This is a genomic window from Neorhizobium sp. PAMB6630, from assembly GCF_058242775.1.
The window spans coordinates 2,246,485-2,261,097 of the sequence record NZ_CM177836.1 but is presented as its reverse complement, the minus strand read 5'-3'; the positions used below and the strand labels follow the sequence as shown (position 1 = coordinate 2,261,097).

16 protein-coding genes and 1 tRNA gene are annotated in these 14,613 nt (G+C 61.3%); 4 read left to right on the top strand and 13 right to left on the bottom strand.

From position 1 onward, the window contains the following. Position 1 precedes the first annotated feature (1 nt). The 4 genes from AC4CWF_RS10705 to cobS form a co-directional block, all read right to left on the bottom strand. Positions 2 to 1,207, bottom strand: coding sequence for an MFS transporter (locus AC4CWF_RS10705; RefSeq protein ID WP_491281669.1), 1,206 nt, complete (start codon positions 1,205 to 1,207; stop codon positions 2 to 4). A gap of 168 nt (positions 1,208 to 1,375) precedes the next feature. Continuing rightward, the gene (locus AC4CWF_RS10700; protein ID WP_491281668.1) at positions 1,376 to 2,080 is read right to left on the bottom strand and encodes a retropepsin-like aspartic protease family protein; all 705 of its coding nucleotides are present in this window, start codon (positions 2,078 to 2,080) and stop codon (positions 1,376 to 1,378) included. Further along, complete coding sequence (locus tag AC4CWF_RS10695; RefSeq protein WP_491281667.1) at positions 2,077 to 2,304, bottom strand: DUF1289 domain-containing protein; 228 nt, start codon at positions 2,302 to 2,304, stop codon at positions 2,077 to 2,079. The genes AC4CWF_RS10700 and AC4CWF_RS10695 overlap by 4 nt, the downstream gene beginning before the upstream one ends. An 18-nt stretch (positions 2,305 to 2,322) precedes the next feature. Then, positions 2,323 to 3,096, bottom strand: a complete 774-nt coding sequence (gene cobS / locus AC4CWF_RS10690; protein ID WP_491281666.1) for an adenosylcobinamide-GDP ribazoletransferase — start codon at positions 3,094 to 3,096, stop codon at positions 2,323 to 2,325. Positions 3,097 to 3,219: 123 nt separating this feature from the next. Between cobS and cobT the strand changes: the two genes are divergently transcribed. Then, positions 3,220 to 4,251 (top strand): nicotinate-nucleotide--dimethylbenzimidazole phosphoribosyltransferase, encoded by a 1,032-nt coding sequence (cobT, locus tag AC4CWF_RS10685; protein WP_491281665.1) that lies wholly within the window; start codon positions 3,220 to 3,222, stop codon positions 4,249 to 4,251. A 264-nt stretch (positions 4,252 to 4,515) separates the two neighbouring features. Beyond that, entirely contained in the window at positions 4,516 to 4,869 is a 354-nt protein-coding gene (locus tag AC4CWF_RS10680; RefSeq protein ID WP_491281664.1) for a hypothetical protein, read from the top strand. 57 nt (positions 4,870 to 4,926) lie between these two features. On the opposite strand, the gene AC4CWF_RS10675 is transcribed toward AC4CWF_RS10680, so the two are convergent. Continuing rightward, entirely contained in the window at positions 4,927 to 6,915 is a 1,989-nt protein-coding gene (locus AC4CWF_RS10675) for a bifunctional 2',3'-cyclic-nucleotide 2'-phosphodiesterase/3'-nucleotidase (RefSeq protein ID WP_491281663.1), read from the bottom strand. Between the two features lie 334 nt (positions 6,916 to 7,249). Here AC4CWF_RS10675 and AC4CWF_RS10670 point away from each other — a divergent pair, with 334 nt between their 5' ends. Next, the gene (locus tag AC4CWF_RS10670; protein WP_491281662.1) at positions 7,250 to 7,921 is read left to right on the top strand and encodes a PadR family transcriptional regulator; all 672 of its coding nucleotides are present in this window, start codon (positions 7,250 to 7,252) and stop codon (positions 7,919 to 7,921) included. Positions 7,922 to 7,967: 46 nt separating this feature from the next. Here AC4CWF_RS10670 and AC4CWF_RS10665 read toward each other — a convergent pair whose 3' ends face one another. The 7 genes from AC4CWF_RS10665 to AC4CWF_RS10635 form a co-directional block, all read right to left on the bottom strand. Next, on the bottom strand, positions 7,968 to 8,438 hold the full coding sequence (locus tag AC4CWF_RS10665; RefSeq protein ID WP_491281661.1) for a DUF1203 domain-containing protein: 471 nt from the start codon (positions 8,436 to 8,438) through the stop codon (positions 7,968 to 7,970). Between the two features lie 104 nt (positions 8,439 to 8,542). Continuing rightward, positions 8,543 to 9,964, bottom strand: coding sequence for a 3-mercaptopyruvate sulfurtransferase (sseA, locus tag AC4CWF_RS10660; protein ID WP_491281660.1), 1,422 nt, complete (start codon positions 9,962 to 9,964; stop codon positions 8,543 to 8,545). 72 nt (positions 9,965 to 10,036) lie between these two features. Beyond that, positions 10,037 to 10,777, bottom strand: a complete 741-nt coding sequence (locus tag AC4CWF_RS10655; protein WP_491281659.1) for an alanyl-tRNA editing protein — start codon at positions 10,775 to 10,777, stop codon at positions 10,037 to 10,039. A 7-nt stretch (positions 10,778 to 10,784) separates the two neighbouring features. After that, on the bottom strand, positions 10,785 to 11,822 hold the full coding sequence (locus AC4CWF_RS10650) for a cysteine synthase A (RefSeq protein ID WP_491281658.1): 1,038 nt from the start codon (positions 11,820 to 11,822) through the stop codon (positions 10,785 to 10,787). A 348-nt stretch (positions 11,823 to 12,170) separates the two neighbouring features. After that, positions 12,171 to 12,470, bottom strand: a complete 300-nt coding sequence (locus tag AC4CWF_RS10645; RefSeq protein WP_491281657.1) for a hypothetical protein — start codon at positions 12,468 to 12,470, stop codon at positions 12,171 to 12,173. A 194-nt stretch (positions 12,471 to 12,664) separates the two neighbouring features. After that, positions 12,665 to 12,838: a hypothetical protein gene (locus tag AC4CWF_RS10640; RefSeq protein ID WP_491281656.1), complete on the bottom strand. Its 174-nt coding sequence runs from the start codon at positions 12,836 to 12,838 to the stop codon at positions 12,665 to 12,667. Positions 12,839 to 13,030: 192 nt separating this feature from the next. Beyond that, positions 13,031 to 13,105: transfer RNA gene (locus tag AC4CWF_RS10635), tRNA-Asn, on the bottom strand. Between the two features lie 233 nt (positions 13,106 to 13,338). On the opposite strand from AC4CWF_RS10635, the gene AC4CWF_RS10630 reads away from it, so the two are divergent. Further along, the gene (locus AC4CWF_RS10630; RefSeq protein WP_491285350.1) at positions 13,339 to 13,545 is read left to right on the top strand and encodes a hypothetical protein; all 207 of its coding nucleotides are present in this window, start codon (positions 13,339 to 13,341) and stop codon (positions 13,543 to 13,545) included. 73 nt (positions 13,546 to 13,618) lie between these two features. On the opposite strand, the gene AC4CWF_RS10625 is transcribed toward AC4CWF_RS10630, so the two are convergent. Beyond that, positions 13,619 to 14,248, bottom strand: a complete 630-nt coding sequence (locus AC4CWF_RS10625) for an exopolysaccharide biosynthesis protein (RefSeq protein WP_491281655.1) — start codon at positions 14,246 to 14,248, stop codon at positions 13,619 to 13,621. Positions 14,249 to 14,613: the final 365 nt, after the last annotated feature.

Here is a 14,613-nt window from a genome sequence, read left to right as displayed (position 1 = left end):
GTCAGGCCGCACTTTCGGCGGGCACGCGGGATGTGCCGGCCAGCATGATATAGGCGCCGAGCGCGCTTGATACGCCGGCAAAGCTGATGACGCCGATCGGGCCGATGGCATCCACCAGCAGGCCGCCGATGATGGCACCGGCAGAAATCGCCACCTGGAAGGTGGTGAGCATCACGGCGCCGGCGCTTTCCACCTCATCGGAGGCGATGCGGGTAATCCGGCTCTGCACGCTGACGGGAAAGGCACCAAAGCCAAAACCCCAGACGGCAACCGCTGCGATGGCAAGGGCTGGAATGCTGGCGGACAAGGCCATGGTTCCCGCAGCAAGCGCGATGAGGCCGGCAGCGACGGCAAGCGAAACGCTGCTGCTGCGTGCCGACATCGCGCCCCCCGCCATATTGCCGAAAAAGCCCGCGATGCCGAAGGCGAGGAGCACCAGCGACACGGTTGCCACGTCGAGATGGATCACCTCATCCAGATAGCTGCGGATGAAGGTGAAGCCGGCAAAATGGCCAGCCACGGCAAAGACCGTGACAAGCAGCACAACCCGAAGCGCCGGACGGCGAAACAGGCGGGCCATGGTGGCGAAACCGGCATGACCGGCAGGCGGCATGGCCGGCACCGTCAGCGCCTGGATGATGAGAGCGATCACGCCGAGGCCTGATGTCATGTAGAACGCCGAGCGCCAGCCGAAGAGGTCACCGATCCAGGCGCCGAGAGGGGCCGCGCAGACCGTGGCGACGGAGACGCCGGCCATGACGATGGCCATGGCACGCGGCAGATTGTCCGGCGACACCAGACGCATGGCGAAGGCGGCGGATAACGCCCAGAAGCCGCCAAGCGCAACGCCCAGAAGCACGCGCGCGAAAAGCAAAAGGGCAAAGCCGCTTGCGGTCGCGGCAATCAGGCTGGAGATGACCAGCAGCACCGTCAGGCTCAAGAGCACCAGCCGGCGGTCGAGCTTGCGGGCGCCGACGACAATGCCGGGGCCGGCAAAGGCGGCAATGGCCGCTGTCGCGGTCACCGTCTGTCCGGCAAGGCCGGGGCTGATCGAGAGATCGGAGGCAATGCCGGGGATGAGGCTTGCCGGCAGGAATTCGGCTGTTACCAGGCTGAAGCTGCCCAGCGAGAGAGAGGCGACCGCAAGCCAGGCAGACCGGCTACCATCGCTGCGGCCATTAACGGCCGTGCGGGATTGATGGGTCATGAAAAATGTCCTTGTGATATGGTTTGGGAGAACCGTGATCACAATGAACGCGATTGCCGATCAGTTCCATGCCGGAAAATCCGCCATGGTTGATCATTCCTCCGGATTTTGTGCTCTGCACACTCTTCCTCATGTCCGAAAGGCGGTGACGCACTGTTCGATTTGGCCTTAGTCGCGCAGCTTCAACTCATCGGTCTGGATCTGCAAGGAACCGAGCGTCGAGAGGAAGGTCATGCCGAGCAGGCTTTCGGAAAGACGCCCTTCCTCGGCCACCAGCGCACGGATATCCTCCCGCTCGATCGGGCCGATGGCCATGGATGACAGGCGCACAGGTGCCGCATAGGCTTCCCCGTTTGCGGTCATCACCCGCACGGAATAGGTCAGCGTTTCCGGCTTTAACCCAAGCCGTATCGCATCCTCATGCGACAGCACCACGGCACTGGCGCCCGTATCCACCAGCATCTGCACTGTCGTGCCGTCCACCTCCACGCGCGCCTGAAAATGTCCGCCAAGGCGACGGTGCAGGATGACTTCCTGTCCGCCCTCGCTGGTGGTCATCACCACGGCGCTGCCGGGCATAAGGCCTGCCATCATGCGCGAGGCAAAGCGGCTGAAATCGCCGCGGTAGAGGTAGCCGGCCACGAGTGCGGTGACGATCACGAGCCAGATGATGATATTGCGCAAAACCTCTCCGGCCGGTCCCCGCCGACCGGCCAGGATGCCGGCAGAGAGCAGCGCTGCGATGGGGAGCAGATAGATGAGATGGGCAAAATCGTCATTGGCCATGCCAAACGTCTGGCCGGTATCGTGGTTGAACACCAAAAGGCCAAGGCCGCCGACAAGCAGGATCAAGACGAGGGTGAGGCCGTTCATGAGGTTTGGCCATCCCGACCGTTTGACTGAACGCCACCAATTGACGGCACGCCTGCGGCCTGCGCAAGGCCTGCAAGACGCGCAGGCAGGGCTGCCATGATCTGATGGCGCTCATCCGGCGTATAGCTCGCCCAGCCGCCGATCTCGTCGAGGCTGCGGGCACAGCCGCTGCAAAGGCCGGTTGTGTCATCAAGGGTGCAGACGAGAATGCAAGGGGTGATCATGGGGATAATATCGGCCTCTCAGAGCGTGATCACAAGGGTGCAGAGCAGTGCCGTTTCCGTGATCTGCTGGGTGGCGCCGATGGTGTCTCCCGTATGGCCGCCGATCTTTTGCGCGACGTAGCGGGTGAAAAGGTGGGCAGACAGTGCGGCCACCGTAAGCGAGAGCAGCAGCGGAGCAGGCCCGAAGGGCATGCCGAGGCAAAACAGCGCGAGGACGGCTGCGGAACCAAGCGCAAACAGGCGCGCCTGCGGCTGCGGTTGGCCGACAGCGACGGCCGTGCCATTGGTGCGCGCCGGGGCAAGGGCCGACCAGTGCCACACCATCAGCGCCCGCGAGACGGCAGCGGCCGTCACAAGCGAGAGCGCGGCATGCGATGCGGGCCGGGTGGAAAGCAGCGCTGCAAGGCAGGCCGCCCGTAAGCCGACCGACAGGATGAGGGCGAGCACGCCGTAACTTCCGGTTCGGCTGTCCTTCATGATGGCAAGCGCGTGCTCCCTGTCGCGACCACCGCCCAGGCCATCGGCGCAATCGGCAAGGCCATCCTCGTGCAGTCCGCCGGTGAGGCCTGTCATCAGGGCCAGCGCCAGAAGCGCGACCACCAGTGGCGCAATCGTGTGGGATCCGAGCACCAGAATGACGAGCGCCGGGGCGACGGCCACCTGCGCACCGGCGAGCGGAAAGGCGCGGCAGGCGCGCGAAACCGTGCCGTCGTGACCCTCGAAAAACCGCGCCGGAACCGGCAGGCGCGACAGGAAGGCGAGCGAGCGGGCAAGGTCGGTGCAAAATTCCACCCAAAATTCCTTGGCGTTTGGCAGTTGTTCCTCCGTCGATGCCTGATAAACAGGGGCCTAGCAAATCAGATTCCGTCGCACAAACCTAGCGCGGCGATAAAAGACCAAAGGAAGAATGATCCGATGAGCATGAGCGGCCTGCCTTTCGATGATTTCCGCGTGCTTCTGCGCGAGCTTCCCGGCCCGGATACCCGCGCGCTGGTGGCAGCCCGCGAGCGCGACCAGCAATTGACGAAGCCCGCAGGCTCGCTCGGCCGGCTGGAGGAAATCGCCTACTGGCTGGCGGCCTGGACGGGCCGGCCGCCTGCCGTCAACCGTCCGCTGGTCGCCATCTTTGCCGGCAATCATGGCGTGGCAAAACATGGCATCACGCCTTATCCGCCAAGCGTGACGCAGCAGATGGTGGAAAACTTTGCCGCCGGCGGTGCCGCGATCAACCAGATCTGCGCCACCTATGATCTCGGCCTCAAAATCTTCGATCTGGCGCTGGATTATCCGACGGGTGACATCACCTGCGAGCCGGCGCTCTCCGAGCGTGACTGTGCGGCAACGATGGCTTTCGGCATGGAAGCGATTGCCGGCGGCACCGACCTTTTGTGCATCGGTGAAATGGGCATCGGCAATACGACGATTGCCGCTGCCATCAATCTTGCGCTTTATGGCGGCGACGCGGAAGACTGGGTTGGCCCCGGCACCGGTTCGCAGGGCGAGCTTCTGGCCCGCAAGATTGCAGCGGTGAAGGCCGCGGTTGCCTTCCACAAGGACCATCTCTCCGATCCGCTGGAAGTGCTGCGCCGTCTCGGCGGGCGTGAAATCGCGGCCATGGCCGGGGCAATTCTAGCCTGCCGCGTCGAAAAGATCCCCGTCCTCATAGATGGTTATGTGGCAACGGCTGCGGCGGCCATCCTGAAGGCTGCCAATCCGACGGCCCTCGATCATTGCCTGATCGGCCACGTGTCCGGCGAGCCGGGTCACCTGAAGGCGATCGAAAAGCTTGGCAAGACGCCGCTTCTGGCGCTCGGCATGCGGCTTGGCGAGGGAACGGGTGCTGCCTTGGCCGCCGGGATCGTGAAGGCCGCCGCCGCCTGTCATTCCGGCATGGCGACGTTTTCGCAAGCCGGCGTCACGACATCAGGCGAACCGCACCGCCATTAACACGGATTTCCCCCGGACGGCATGTCCGCCGGGGGCAAGGCTCCTCCTTCGTCGGTTTGCGCCCTTGCGCTGATCCTCCGGTTGCGCACCGTGCCGTTTTCGCCTGCGCATGGGTGGCGGTGCGGGTTTTGCATCGCTATGACACGTTTTGCGTATTTTTTACTGAAACTGTTGCTTCCACAGACTGTTGGGAAGAATTGGACCGGTATAAGCGGTCATGTGTAGACGGCGACGAGATATCCAGCGCCTGGGAGCAGCATCAAGGTGCAGAAGTTGAAGATCGTCATCGTCGCGGCAGAGGATTTTGTTGCCGATCCGGTGAGGCAGGCCTGGGCGGATGCCGGCGTCCTGATCGTCGGGCCTATTTCACCCGATAAACTGGATGCAGATATTTTGTCAGGAGCCTCCGGTGTCCTTCTCGATGTCGCGCTGGATGCTGCCGTTCTGTTTCAGGCGTCCGAAACGCTGATGATGGAGGATATGGCTTTTCTCTTTGTCGTAGACCACGCAAAACCGGAAAGTGCGGTGAAGCCTTTCATCGTTAATGACGATCCCGATGACATGCAGGCGGTGTTCGAGGCGCTTGCCCGCGAGAGCCATGCCGGCATCCTGCACTGAGGCGCCAGTCGCCGGCGTGATCTTGCCGGCGACCGAGATGGTTTCAGATTATTTCGTTCAGAGCACCAGGCGGAATTTCGCAAAGCCGTCTGCGCCGTCTCCGGCATCCTCGATCTTTGCGCCCTTCACGTCGCCTAAATACTGCCGTCCCTTCGGGCCGCTTTCAAACACGGCCGTTGTGCCGGCAAGCGGCTTGAACGACCAGTTGGCATCGGCGGACGGGTTGATCGTTCCCTGCTCGATGATGTAGCGCACGACCACGTCGCGGTTCGTATCGGGCGCCACCAGGATCACCTTGTCACCGGCAATGTCTGGAAACTTGCCGCCGCCGCCGGCGCGGTAATTGTTTGTGGCAACGACGAATTTCTGTGCGGGATCGATCGGCTTGCCATCGAACTTCAGATCCGTGATGCGGTTGGCATCGGGGTTCACGAGCTTGCCGTCCTTGTCAAAACGGTTCGGCTGCGACAGGTCGATCTGATAGGTCACGCCATCGATCACGTCATAATTGTAGGAGGGGAAGGATGTGCTGAGAAGCGGCACGTCCTTGGCGCCTTCCGGCACCTGGTTGAACATGCCCGCCGACATTTCCAGCCAGTTTTTGACCTGCGCGCCAGTGATCAGCACGGCTTGCACGGTGTTTGGATAGAGGTAGAGGTCAGCGACATTCTTGATGGCGATATCACCGGCGGGAACATCGGTGAAATAATCAGCACCCCCGCGCCCGCCGGCCTTGAAGGGCGCGGCAGCAGACAGGACCGGATAATCCTTGTACTGGCCTTCCTTCAAGAGGTCCTTGACGTACCAGGTCTGGGCGTTGGAGACGATCTGCACCGAGGGATCATCGGCGACCAGCGCGAAATAGGAATAGAGCGGCGCTGACGTCTTGCCGACCGGGCGGCGCACATAGGCAAGCGTTGCCTCGTGTTCGGCCTTCACGGCCGCGACGATTTCCGGCTTGTCCTTGGCATCGGCCACCACTTTACGGTTTTCGTCGCGGTGGTAGATCGGCCGTGCCTCCGTGGTGAAGTCGACGATCTTCCAGCTGTTGCCGTCCTTTTCGATCAGGAGATCGATGAGGCCCATATGCGAGCCCCAGAAGCCAGCCATGACCGCCGGCTTGCCCATCAGCGTTCCCTTCTTCGTGTCGGCGCCGGCAATACCGTCGAAATCCTTCGGGCCGGGGAAGACGAGATGCTGGTGGCCGGTGAAGATCGCATCGATGCCGTCTACGCCGGCAAGATACAACGAGGCGTTTTCCATGCGCTCACTCTGGCCGGTGCCGTCGATGCCCGAATGCGAGAGGGCAACGATAATGTCGGCGCCTTCTTCCTTCATGACGGGCACCCAGGCCTTGGCGGCCTCGACGATATCGCGCGTCTGCGCTTTGCCCTCGAGGTTCTTGGCATCCCACACCATGATCTGCGGCGGCACGAAACCGATGAAGCCGATCTTGAGCGGGCTTGTGGCGCCCGAACCGTCGCGGATCTGCTTTTCAATGATCATGTAGGGCTTGAAGAACAGGTCGTCCTTCTTCGGATCCGACGCCAGCTGCCCCTTGGTCAGGTTGGCGCAGACAACAGGGAATTTCGCCCCCGCCATAACGTTAAACAGGAAGTCGAGCCCGTAGTTGAATTCGTGGTTGCCAAGCGTGCCGCAGTCGTAGCCGAGCACGTTCATCGCCTTCATGACGGGGTGGAGATCGCCGCCCTTCATGCCCTTTTCATAGGCCATGTAATCGCCCATGGGATTGCCCTGCAAAAGATCGCCATTGTCGATCAGCATGGAATTTCCGGCTTCTGCGCGCACCTGATCGATGAAGCTTGCGGTGCGCGACAGGCCCAGCGTGTCGTTCGGCTTATCGGCATAATAGTCATAGGGCATGATGTTGACGTGGATATCGGTCGTCTCCATCAGCCGCAGATGCGCCTGATTGGCCTGGGCCCGGGCGGCAAAGGGATGCAGCAGCACCAGCGCGGAGCCGGCGGCAAGACCACCCAAAAGCGAGCGGCGGGTCATGGGGGGTGGGGCGAGCAGCAGTGACATGGACGTTCCCTCATTCGTTACAGCATGACTGTAGGGTCAATGCCACGGGGACGCATCAGGAAAATGACATGTACTCGGCGTTGAAATGCACAATCCTTTACAAGCGTATCCGGTGGGGCGGGAAGGTGGCAAACCGTGCTGCGCCCGGGCATGCGCAGTCTTCGATATATCTTGAGATGGTGGCACTGTGCATGAAGTCCAATCTTTTCAAGGAATTAGATATTTCGATCTCGTTTCATTCAAAAAAGATAGATCTTCGATAGGTCTATCCCTTGCGTATCGAGTGATTTGATCTATCTTAGATATATCGAAAAACAATCGTGAGGATCGATCGATGTTTGGACGTAGATGTGAAGATGGTGCCGGCCGCGGCAAGCGGATGCGGATGGATCTGGAGGGCCTGTTGGCCATGCGGGGCGATGGGTTTGGTCGCGGTTTCGGCCGGGGCGGACGGGGCCGGGGCTCCGACGAGGGCGGGCAGGACGATGGCGGCGATAGCCGCATCGGGCGCTTTTTGCTGCAGGGTGACCTGCGCCTGCTGGTGCTGGCGCTGATCGAGAAGGAGCCGCGTCACGGTTATGAGATCATCCGCCATGTGGAGGAACTGACCTATGGCTTTTATGCGCCAAGTCCCGGCGTCATCTACCCGACGCTGACCTATCTGGAAGAGGCGGGTTATGTCTCGGCGGAAATGGATGGCAACAAGAAGCGCTATTCCATCACCGACGAGGGCCGCGCGCATCTCGACAGCAACCGGGGCCTGGCGAGCGCCATTCTGGAGCGGCTCTCCATGGTGGCCGAGCGTATTCGCCAGCGCCGGGAGGGAGGCCGTGGCCGCCGCGAGGAGAACGGCCCCGATCTGCCGCGCAGTGTCGATTCAGCCCTTCTCAATCTTCGAGAAGTCATTGCACGCCGCCTCAGCGAGGATGAACGGCGCGCCGGCAGCATTGTGAAGGCACTTTTGCAGATGGCCGAAGATCTGGAGGCGGACGCATCCCGCGACTGATTTTTTTGGGCTTTTTGCCTCTGGCTATCCTGCTGACCGGGCCGCTTCAGGCCCGGTCCACCCGGCACTGGTAGCAATTGTTGCGGGCCGAGCGGATATGTACATAGGCAATATCGGGGCGCTGGAGAAGTGCGTCTGCCCGCGCGGCAATCTCTGCCGTCGGTGTCACCGCGCCGGTGCCGTAGACGATGCGGTCGTTATCCCCATAACCGCGCACGATGTAATCCGGGCTGGTCAGCATCGGCGGCAGGATTTCGACCGCTTCGTAACGCGGGCAATCGCGGGCATGAAGAAAGATCGGTCCGGTTTCGGCATAGGGCTGCAGGGTGTCGAAAGGGCGATAGGCGATGACCAGCATATCCTCACCGTCTTCGATGAACCCGAGGCAATGGCGACACGGCATGCCGTCTTCGGGCGAGATCATGCGTTCCGGAGCGTTTCCATAGGCGTCGACGCCGCCCTTGCGAAATGTGTCGGCAGCTTTCGTTGGCATGGCGGTGAAATGGATGTTCTGCATGGCGGCATCTCTCTGTTGCGATGCTTGCGACCATGCGGAGCGGGCGGCGTTGTCGCCACCCGATTCTTGCGCAGGTGTTTTAATGCGCAGGTGTTCTGAAAAGATCAGTCGCGTTTGGCGAGCGCCAGGGTTTCCGCATCCGACATCGGTTCGATCCAGGCATCGCTGGTGGAAACCGGTGCAAAACCCATCATCTGGTAAAGCGGCAGGGCACGCGGATGATCAAGCGTGTTGGTGGTCACCGTCACGGTCTTCGGGTTGAGCTGCCAGGCGGAATAGAGCGCCTGCAGCAGGAACCACTTGCCGATTCCAAGGCCGAGCGCGTGTTCGAAAAGGCCGAAATAGCTCAGCTCCACCACGTCTTCGTTGATATGGTTGAGTTCGAAGAAACCGGCCGGCGCACCATCGACATAAAGGATGGTGACCGACACCCGCTTGTCGGCGAGCACCGCCGACAGTTCCTCGTCGCTGAGGCGCAGCCGAGTGTACCAGTGCCAGCGCTTGCCGACCTGCCGGTAGAGATAACGGTAATAATGCAGCGGAATGTTCTGGGCGCTCATCAGCGCCGTATGGAGATTGACCGGAACGGCAAGGCTCTGGCGCGGCGGAGCGGTCATTTCAAGCCGCGTGACATGCGCCTTGATCGGGCCATGGGTCGGGGCTTCCAGTGTCTCGGCCGGGCCGGTGACAACAGGCGTGTCGGCGCGTCCGCCCCATTCAGACCAGGAGCCATCATAAAGCGAATTGCTGGTGTGGCCGAGCGATTCGAGCGCCAGCGTCACCACCGCTGCTGTCACACCCGATCCGCAGCTGGTGACGACCGGCCGCGACAGATCGATGCCGGCCTCGTCCATCATCGTCTTCAGGGCGCCAAGGCTTTTCAGGTGGCCGCCTTCGGAAAGGCTGGCCGCGGGAAGGCTGCGCGCACCCGGCATATGGCCGGAGCGCATGCCGGCACGCGGTTCGGCTTCGTCGCCGGTAAAGCGGCCGGGGCCACGCGCATCCACCACCTGCGCCGATCCGGTCTCGACGACGGCGCGCATCTCGTGAAGACTGGTGATACGGCGGGCCCGCAGGCGAGGGGTAAAGACCGCCGGTTCCGGCTCCGGCAGCTCCGTCTCGAGCGGGCGCCCCTCGGCCTTCCAGCCATCCAGTCCGCCATCGAGCACATAGACCTTTTCGGCCCCCATGACGCGCAGCATCCACCAGACGCGCGGCGCCGAAAAGAAGCCGGGACCATCATAAACGACAATGACATTGTGCTCGGCAAGACCAAGCTTGCCGACCTCGGTTGCAAAAAGCTCTGGCGAGGGGAGCGAATGCGGCAGGCCGGTGGTGTGGTCGGCAATTGCATCCTGATCGAAGAACACGGCCCCTGGAATATGGCCCGCTGCGTATTCCAGCGCACCGTTGCGCCCCTGCGCCGGCAGATACCAGGAGGCATCCACGACGCGAAAGCCCGGGTCTGAAAGCTGGCTTTCCACCCAGGCCGCGGAAACGACGAAGCGGCTTTGACCCGTGCTCATGGTGTCTCTCCTCGATGTCGGCGTGCCTCAAGCACGCCACGATGCCGTGGGGGGAAGGTGTTGCGACGGCCTTTAAGCGGTCTCGCCGCCCGGTGTTCCGAAGCGGATGCGCAGCCGGCGGTTTTCCTTGCCCTTCTTCTCGATCCGGGCGATGTGAACCGCCCCGACCTCCTGGGTTTCGGACACATGTGTGCCGCCGCAGGGCTGGCTGTCAACGCCGGAATTTTCACCGATGCAGACAAGGCTTACCCGGCCGAGGCCGACCGGCGGGCGCACGTTCTTGGATTTGACGATTTCCGGGTTGGCGGCCAGTTCCTCGTCGGTGATCCATTGCAGGAAAACCGGGTGGTTTTCGGCAACAAGCGCCATCAGCTTTGCCGTCACCTCGTCTTTGTCCACCGTGTCGCCCATGTCGAAATCGACGCGCGATTCGTCTTCGCCGACGGCAGCGCCGGTGATGGGGAAGGGGCAGACAACGGACAGCAGATGGCAGGCCGTGTGCATGCGCATCAGCTTGTAGCGCCGCGGCCAGTCGACATGCAGCACAAGCTTTTCGCCTAATTCGGGCACGGCCTCGCCGGCAAGCGGCACATGGATGATGATGTCCTTCGTCGGACCGTGCCGGGTTGGGCCGAGCTGGACCTTCGAGCCGTCGGCGCGCTCCAGAAAGCCCGTATCCCCCGGCTGGCCGCCGGAGGTTGCATAAAAGCAGGTCTGGTCCAGCTCGATGCCGCCATCCTCGTGGATGGCGGTGACCACGCCCTCTGCCGTGGATAGATAGAAATCATCGCGGTAGAGGGGGATGGTCGGCATGAGATCCTCAGGCTTGCTGGAAGGGAATGGCGATATCGCGTTTCTCTACCAGCCATTGCGGGATCGGCAAACCCTTCGAGGAGAGGAAGTCCGGGTTAAACAGCTTTGACTGGTAGCGATTGCCATAATCGCAGAGAATGGTCACGATCGTGTGGCCGGGGCCAAGGTCGCGCGCCAGACGGATTGCGCCGGCAATGTTGATGCCGGAGGAACCGCCAAGGCAAAGCCCCTCTTCCTCCACCAGATCAAACACCAGCGGCAGCGCTTCGGCATCCGGGATGCGATAGGCAAAATCGGGCGTGAAACCTTCAAGATTTGCCGTGATGCGGCCCTGGCCTATGCCTTCGGTGATGGATGAGCCTTCCGACTTCAGTTCGCCATGGGCATAATATTCGTAGAGCGCTGCCCCGTCCGGATCGGCAAGGCCGATCTTGATGGCAGGGTTCTTCGCCTTGAGGCCGATACCGGTGCCGGCCAGCGTTCCGCCGGAACCGACGGCGCAGATGAAACCATCCACCTTGCCATCCGTCTGCGCCCAGATTTCCTCGGCCGTGGTTTCAATATGGGCCTGCCGGTTGGCGATATTGTCGAACTGATTGGCCCAGATCGCGCCATTCGGTTCGGTCTTGGCGAGTTCTTCGGCCAGGCGTCCGGACAGTTTTACGTAATTATTGGGGTTCTTGTAGGGAACGGCGGGCACTTCCACCAGTTCGGCGCCGAGAAGTCGCAGCGCATCCTTCTTTTCCTGGCTTTGCGTTTCCGGGATGACGATGACGGTGCGATACCCCAGTGCCTTTGCAACCAGCGTCAGGCCGATGCCGGTATTGCCGGCCGTGCCTTCGACGATGACGCCGCCTGGACGCAGCAGGCCACGCTTTTCTGCGTCGCGGATGATGTAAAGTGCGGCGCGATCCTTCACCGACTGGCCCGGATTGAGAAATTCAGCCTTGCCGAGAATGTCGCAGCCCGTCAGCTCGGACGGGCCTTTGAGGCGGATCAGAGGCGTATTGCCGATCACACTCAGCACGGACGGATTGATGGTCATGGAACTGCCCTATCTTGCAAAACTTCGCTTGAACGCTTTTCCGACGTCATGAGCCGGACGGCAAGGAAATACGTTCCGCATCCACACCTGTGCGTGTAAAATCCGTTCGCGCAAACAGGCGAATACCGGCGAATGATGACGGAAAGGCCGGCAAAGGGGAGAGACCGCCTTCAGGTTGCCGGCGCGTTACCGCGGGTCTTTTGCCAGGGGCGCGTGAGGACTGTCGTGAAAAAGGGGCAGCTAAAGCCACCCCTTTAAAATCTCAGGGACTACGATGCCAAGCGCGATACAGGGCTTCCCGTATCGCCACCGTCAGCATCGATCCAGATCAGCCCGGATCAGCCCAGATTAGCACTGCGTGCGCGTGACCGGGTTCTTGCTCTGCTCGACCTGGTCAACCGGCACAGGGGCCGAGCAATTGCCGTCAGACGACAGTGTCGTTCCCGGATGAATGGTGGTGCCCGTCGTGCTGTATGTTACCGTCGGATCCACCGTGCTGGCGCCGGAGGTGCCATAGGAGGGGTTTGTCGAGGTGCCATACTGCATGTCGGTTCCCGCTGCCGAGCCATTGCCCATGGATGTCTGTGCGACAGCGCCGCCGGCCAGACCAAGCGAGAGGATGGATACGGTCATCAGTGTCTTGAACATAAGTGTTACTCCTGTTTTTGGTTCAGGCATTCCGCTTTTGCCAATGACAAAACAGGTGACGGGCGGATCGGTTCCGATTTTTTTAACGCAACATTAACCCGTCGAACTGGCGCGGACGTCTCGGGTATTTCGAGCGCAGGCAGCGCCGAAACCGTTAATGACTGTTCGTACGCCGTCATCACCGCGCCGCAGGATCAGCTGAAACGCAGCGGCATCTGCACGCCCTTGGGCACATAGAGCGGCTTCTGGCTGGCGATCTGGATGCGCTGGAACGTCTTCTTGCGGTCTTCCGCGGCCTTTTCACGCAAGGCCCGCGACGCGGCAACGGCCGCCAATGCATTCTCTACGACTTGCTCTGCACTCGTCATAAGGCATCTCCGTCTTTGTTCTTCTTTTGTTCTAATTTGTTTCGAACGGAACGTCAAGCGGTTCATGCGGAATAAGGATGGGGTGAGGGCGCTCAGGCTGCCTCAACGCAATTCGCGCAAAAATTTCCAAGAAAAAAGCCGGCTCGCGAACGAACCGGCTTTTGTCTATAGTCAGCAATCTGCTGAAGAATTTGGCTCCCCGGGCCGGATTCGAACCGGCGACCTGTCGATTAACAGTCGAATGCTCTACCGCTGAGCTACCAGGGAACATCGCGTCGCCGCGGTGTGAGCGGGGTAATACAAACGCTTGATCGTTTTGCCAAGCGGTTTTTTCAAAAAAGTTTCACCTGCTTGCTTTATCCACATCCGCTTCCCATCTGGCCAACGACGTTAGACGATGCTGTTGGAAGGTGAAACCCGTGGATCATAAGGAAAAGCCGCGCAAATTTGGCTTTGATGCGGCAAGCGGGCGGTTGCATCTGGGGGGCAGGCGCGTTCCCATGCCACGCTCGCGGATCGGGCGCATCGGCGTCGGTGCAGCCCTTGTCGGCGGGGGTACGTTGGGATTTCTGCCGATTCTCGGTTTCTGGATGGTGCCGCTCGGCCTTCTGGTGCTGTCGCACGATATTGCCTATGTGCGCCGCAAGCGCCGCCGGCTGACCCTTTGGTGGGGCCGCAGACGCACTGCACGCCCCAAACAACCGTGATCAATGCCGGAGCGCCCATCGCACCGGGGATAAAGTGGCCGGCGCGGGGGCAACGAAAAACGTTGGCAATCAATCAGCCGAGAACGCCCGCAAGGCCCTGGCCTGCGGCGACGGCCATCCAGGCAAGTGCGGTAAAATAAATCGCTGTGATCAGCAAAAACAGGTAGCCGCCGAGTACCACCAGGCCGTCGCGCTGCATCATGCCGGTTGACAGGAGGAGGATCGCCACACCCGGCAGCGTATTCGAAAACGGGATGAGACCGAGCGGGAACATCAAAAGCACGCCGCCGGCCGAAATCGCCAGCGCATTGACGCGGCCGATGGCGCCACCGGTGGTGAGGCCGGACATGCGCGGCTTCAGGAAACGATCGACACGCGAGACGAGGCTTGCCCCCTTTTCCAGCGCCGGCACGAGCTTTGCCGAATCAAGCTTTCGATCGAGGATCTTTGCCGGCAGCCAGGGCATGCGGTTGAGGCAGATGGCAATGCTGACCAGAATGATCGCTGCCCCGAATACCGTGCTGACGCCGGGGATGGACACCGGGATGAGGAACGGAAGCGACGCGACTGCGCAGATCAGCAACAGTCCCTGTTCGCCCACCGCATCCATAAGCTCGCGCAGCGTGACCGTCTGGCCCCGGATACCGCTGATCAGATCGCGGAGCGTCTGGCTGAGCGATCTGGATGTATCGTCAAAGGTCATGGTCTGCTGCAAAGCCTGGATCTCCGGTTGTTTTCCGGCCAGACACTATCAGCATTCAGGTGGCGGTTGAAGGGCGCGTGTCTTCACCCCATCCACAAGCGGCAGCGGACACGGGCATCAATCTGCTATTTCACGGGTTGGCGTCAGTGTGTGTTGTGCCAACGATCATAGACGCCGCACGCCAGCACCAGGGCCAGAGCGGCGAGAATGTACGGATTAAGTGCGGTGACGAGTGTGAGATAGTGCATTGCCGGTCTCCTCAAACCGAAATGACGATGTGCCGGATGCGCTCCTCAACGCGCCGGCCCCTACATGATAACAGGATTTTGATCGGCCGGCCACCATTTCCGGGCCGGATGATCCAT

Excerpts from the sequence above, each read along its gene's own strand:
- AC4CWF_RS10705 (WP_491281669.1), bottom strand. The coding sequence starts at position 1,207 with ATGACCCATCAATCCCGCACGGCCGTTAATGGCCGCAGCGATGGTAGC.
- AC4CWF_RS10700 (WP_491281668.1), bottom strand. The coding sequence starts at position 2,080 with ATGAACGGCCTCACCCTCGTCTTGATCCTGCTTGTCGGCGGCCTTGGC.
- AC4CWF_RS10695 (WP_491281667.1), bottom strand. The coding sequence starts at position 2,304 with ATGATCACCCCTTGCATTCTCGTCTGCACCCTTGATGACACAACCGGC.
- cobT (WP_491281665.1), top strand. The coding sequence starts at position 3,220 with ATGAGCATGAGCGGCCTGCCTTTCGATGATTTCCGCGTGCTTCTGCGC.
- AC4CWF_RS10675 (WP_491281663.1), bottom strand. The coding sequence starts at position 6,915 with ATGTCACTGCTGCTCGCCCCACCCCCCATGACCCGCCGCTCGCTTTTG.
- AC4CWF_RS10670 (WP_491281662.1), top strand. The coding sequence starts at position 7,250 with ATGTTTGGACGTAGATGTGAAGATGGTGCCGGCCGCGGCAAGCGGATG.
- AC4CWF_RS10665 (WP_491281661.1), bottom strand. The coding sequence starts at position 8,438 with ATGCAGAACATCCATTTCACCGCCATGCCAACGAAAGCTGCCGACACA.
- sseA (WP_491281660.1), bottom strand. The coding sequence starts at position 9,964 with ATGAGCACGGGTCAAAGCCGCTTCGTCGTTTCCGCGGCCTGGGTGGAA.
- AC4CWF_RS10655 (WP_491281659.1), bottom strand. The coding sequence starts at position 10,777 with ATGCCGACCATCCCCCTCTACCGCGATGATTTCTATCTATCCACGGCA.
- AC4CWF_RS10650 (WP_491281658.1), bottom strand. The coding sequence starts at position 11,822 with ATGACCATCAATCCGTCCGTGCTGAGTGTGATCGGCAATACGCCTCTG.
- AC4CWF_RS10645 (WP_491281657.1), bottom strand. The coding sequence starts at position 12,470 with ATGTTCAAGACACTGATGACCGTATCCATCCTCTCGCTTGGTCTGGCC.
- AC4CWF_RS10640 (WP_491281656.1), bottom strand. The coding sequence starts at position 12,838 with ATGACGAGTGCAGAGCAAGTCGTAGAGAATGCATTGGCGGCCGTTGCC.
- AC4CWF_RS10630 (WP_491285350.1), top strand. The coding sequence starts at position 13,339 with ATGCCACGCTCGCGGATCGGGCGCATCGGCGTCGGTGCAGCCCTTGTC.
- AC4CWF_RS10625 (WP_491281655.1), bottom strand. The coding sequence starts at position 14,248 with ATGACCTTTGACGATACATCCAGATCGCTCAGCCAGACGCTCCGCGAT.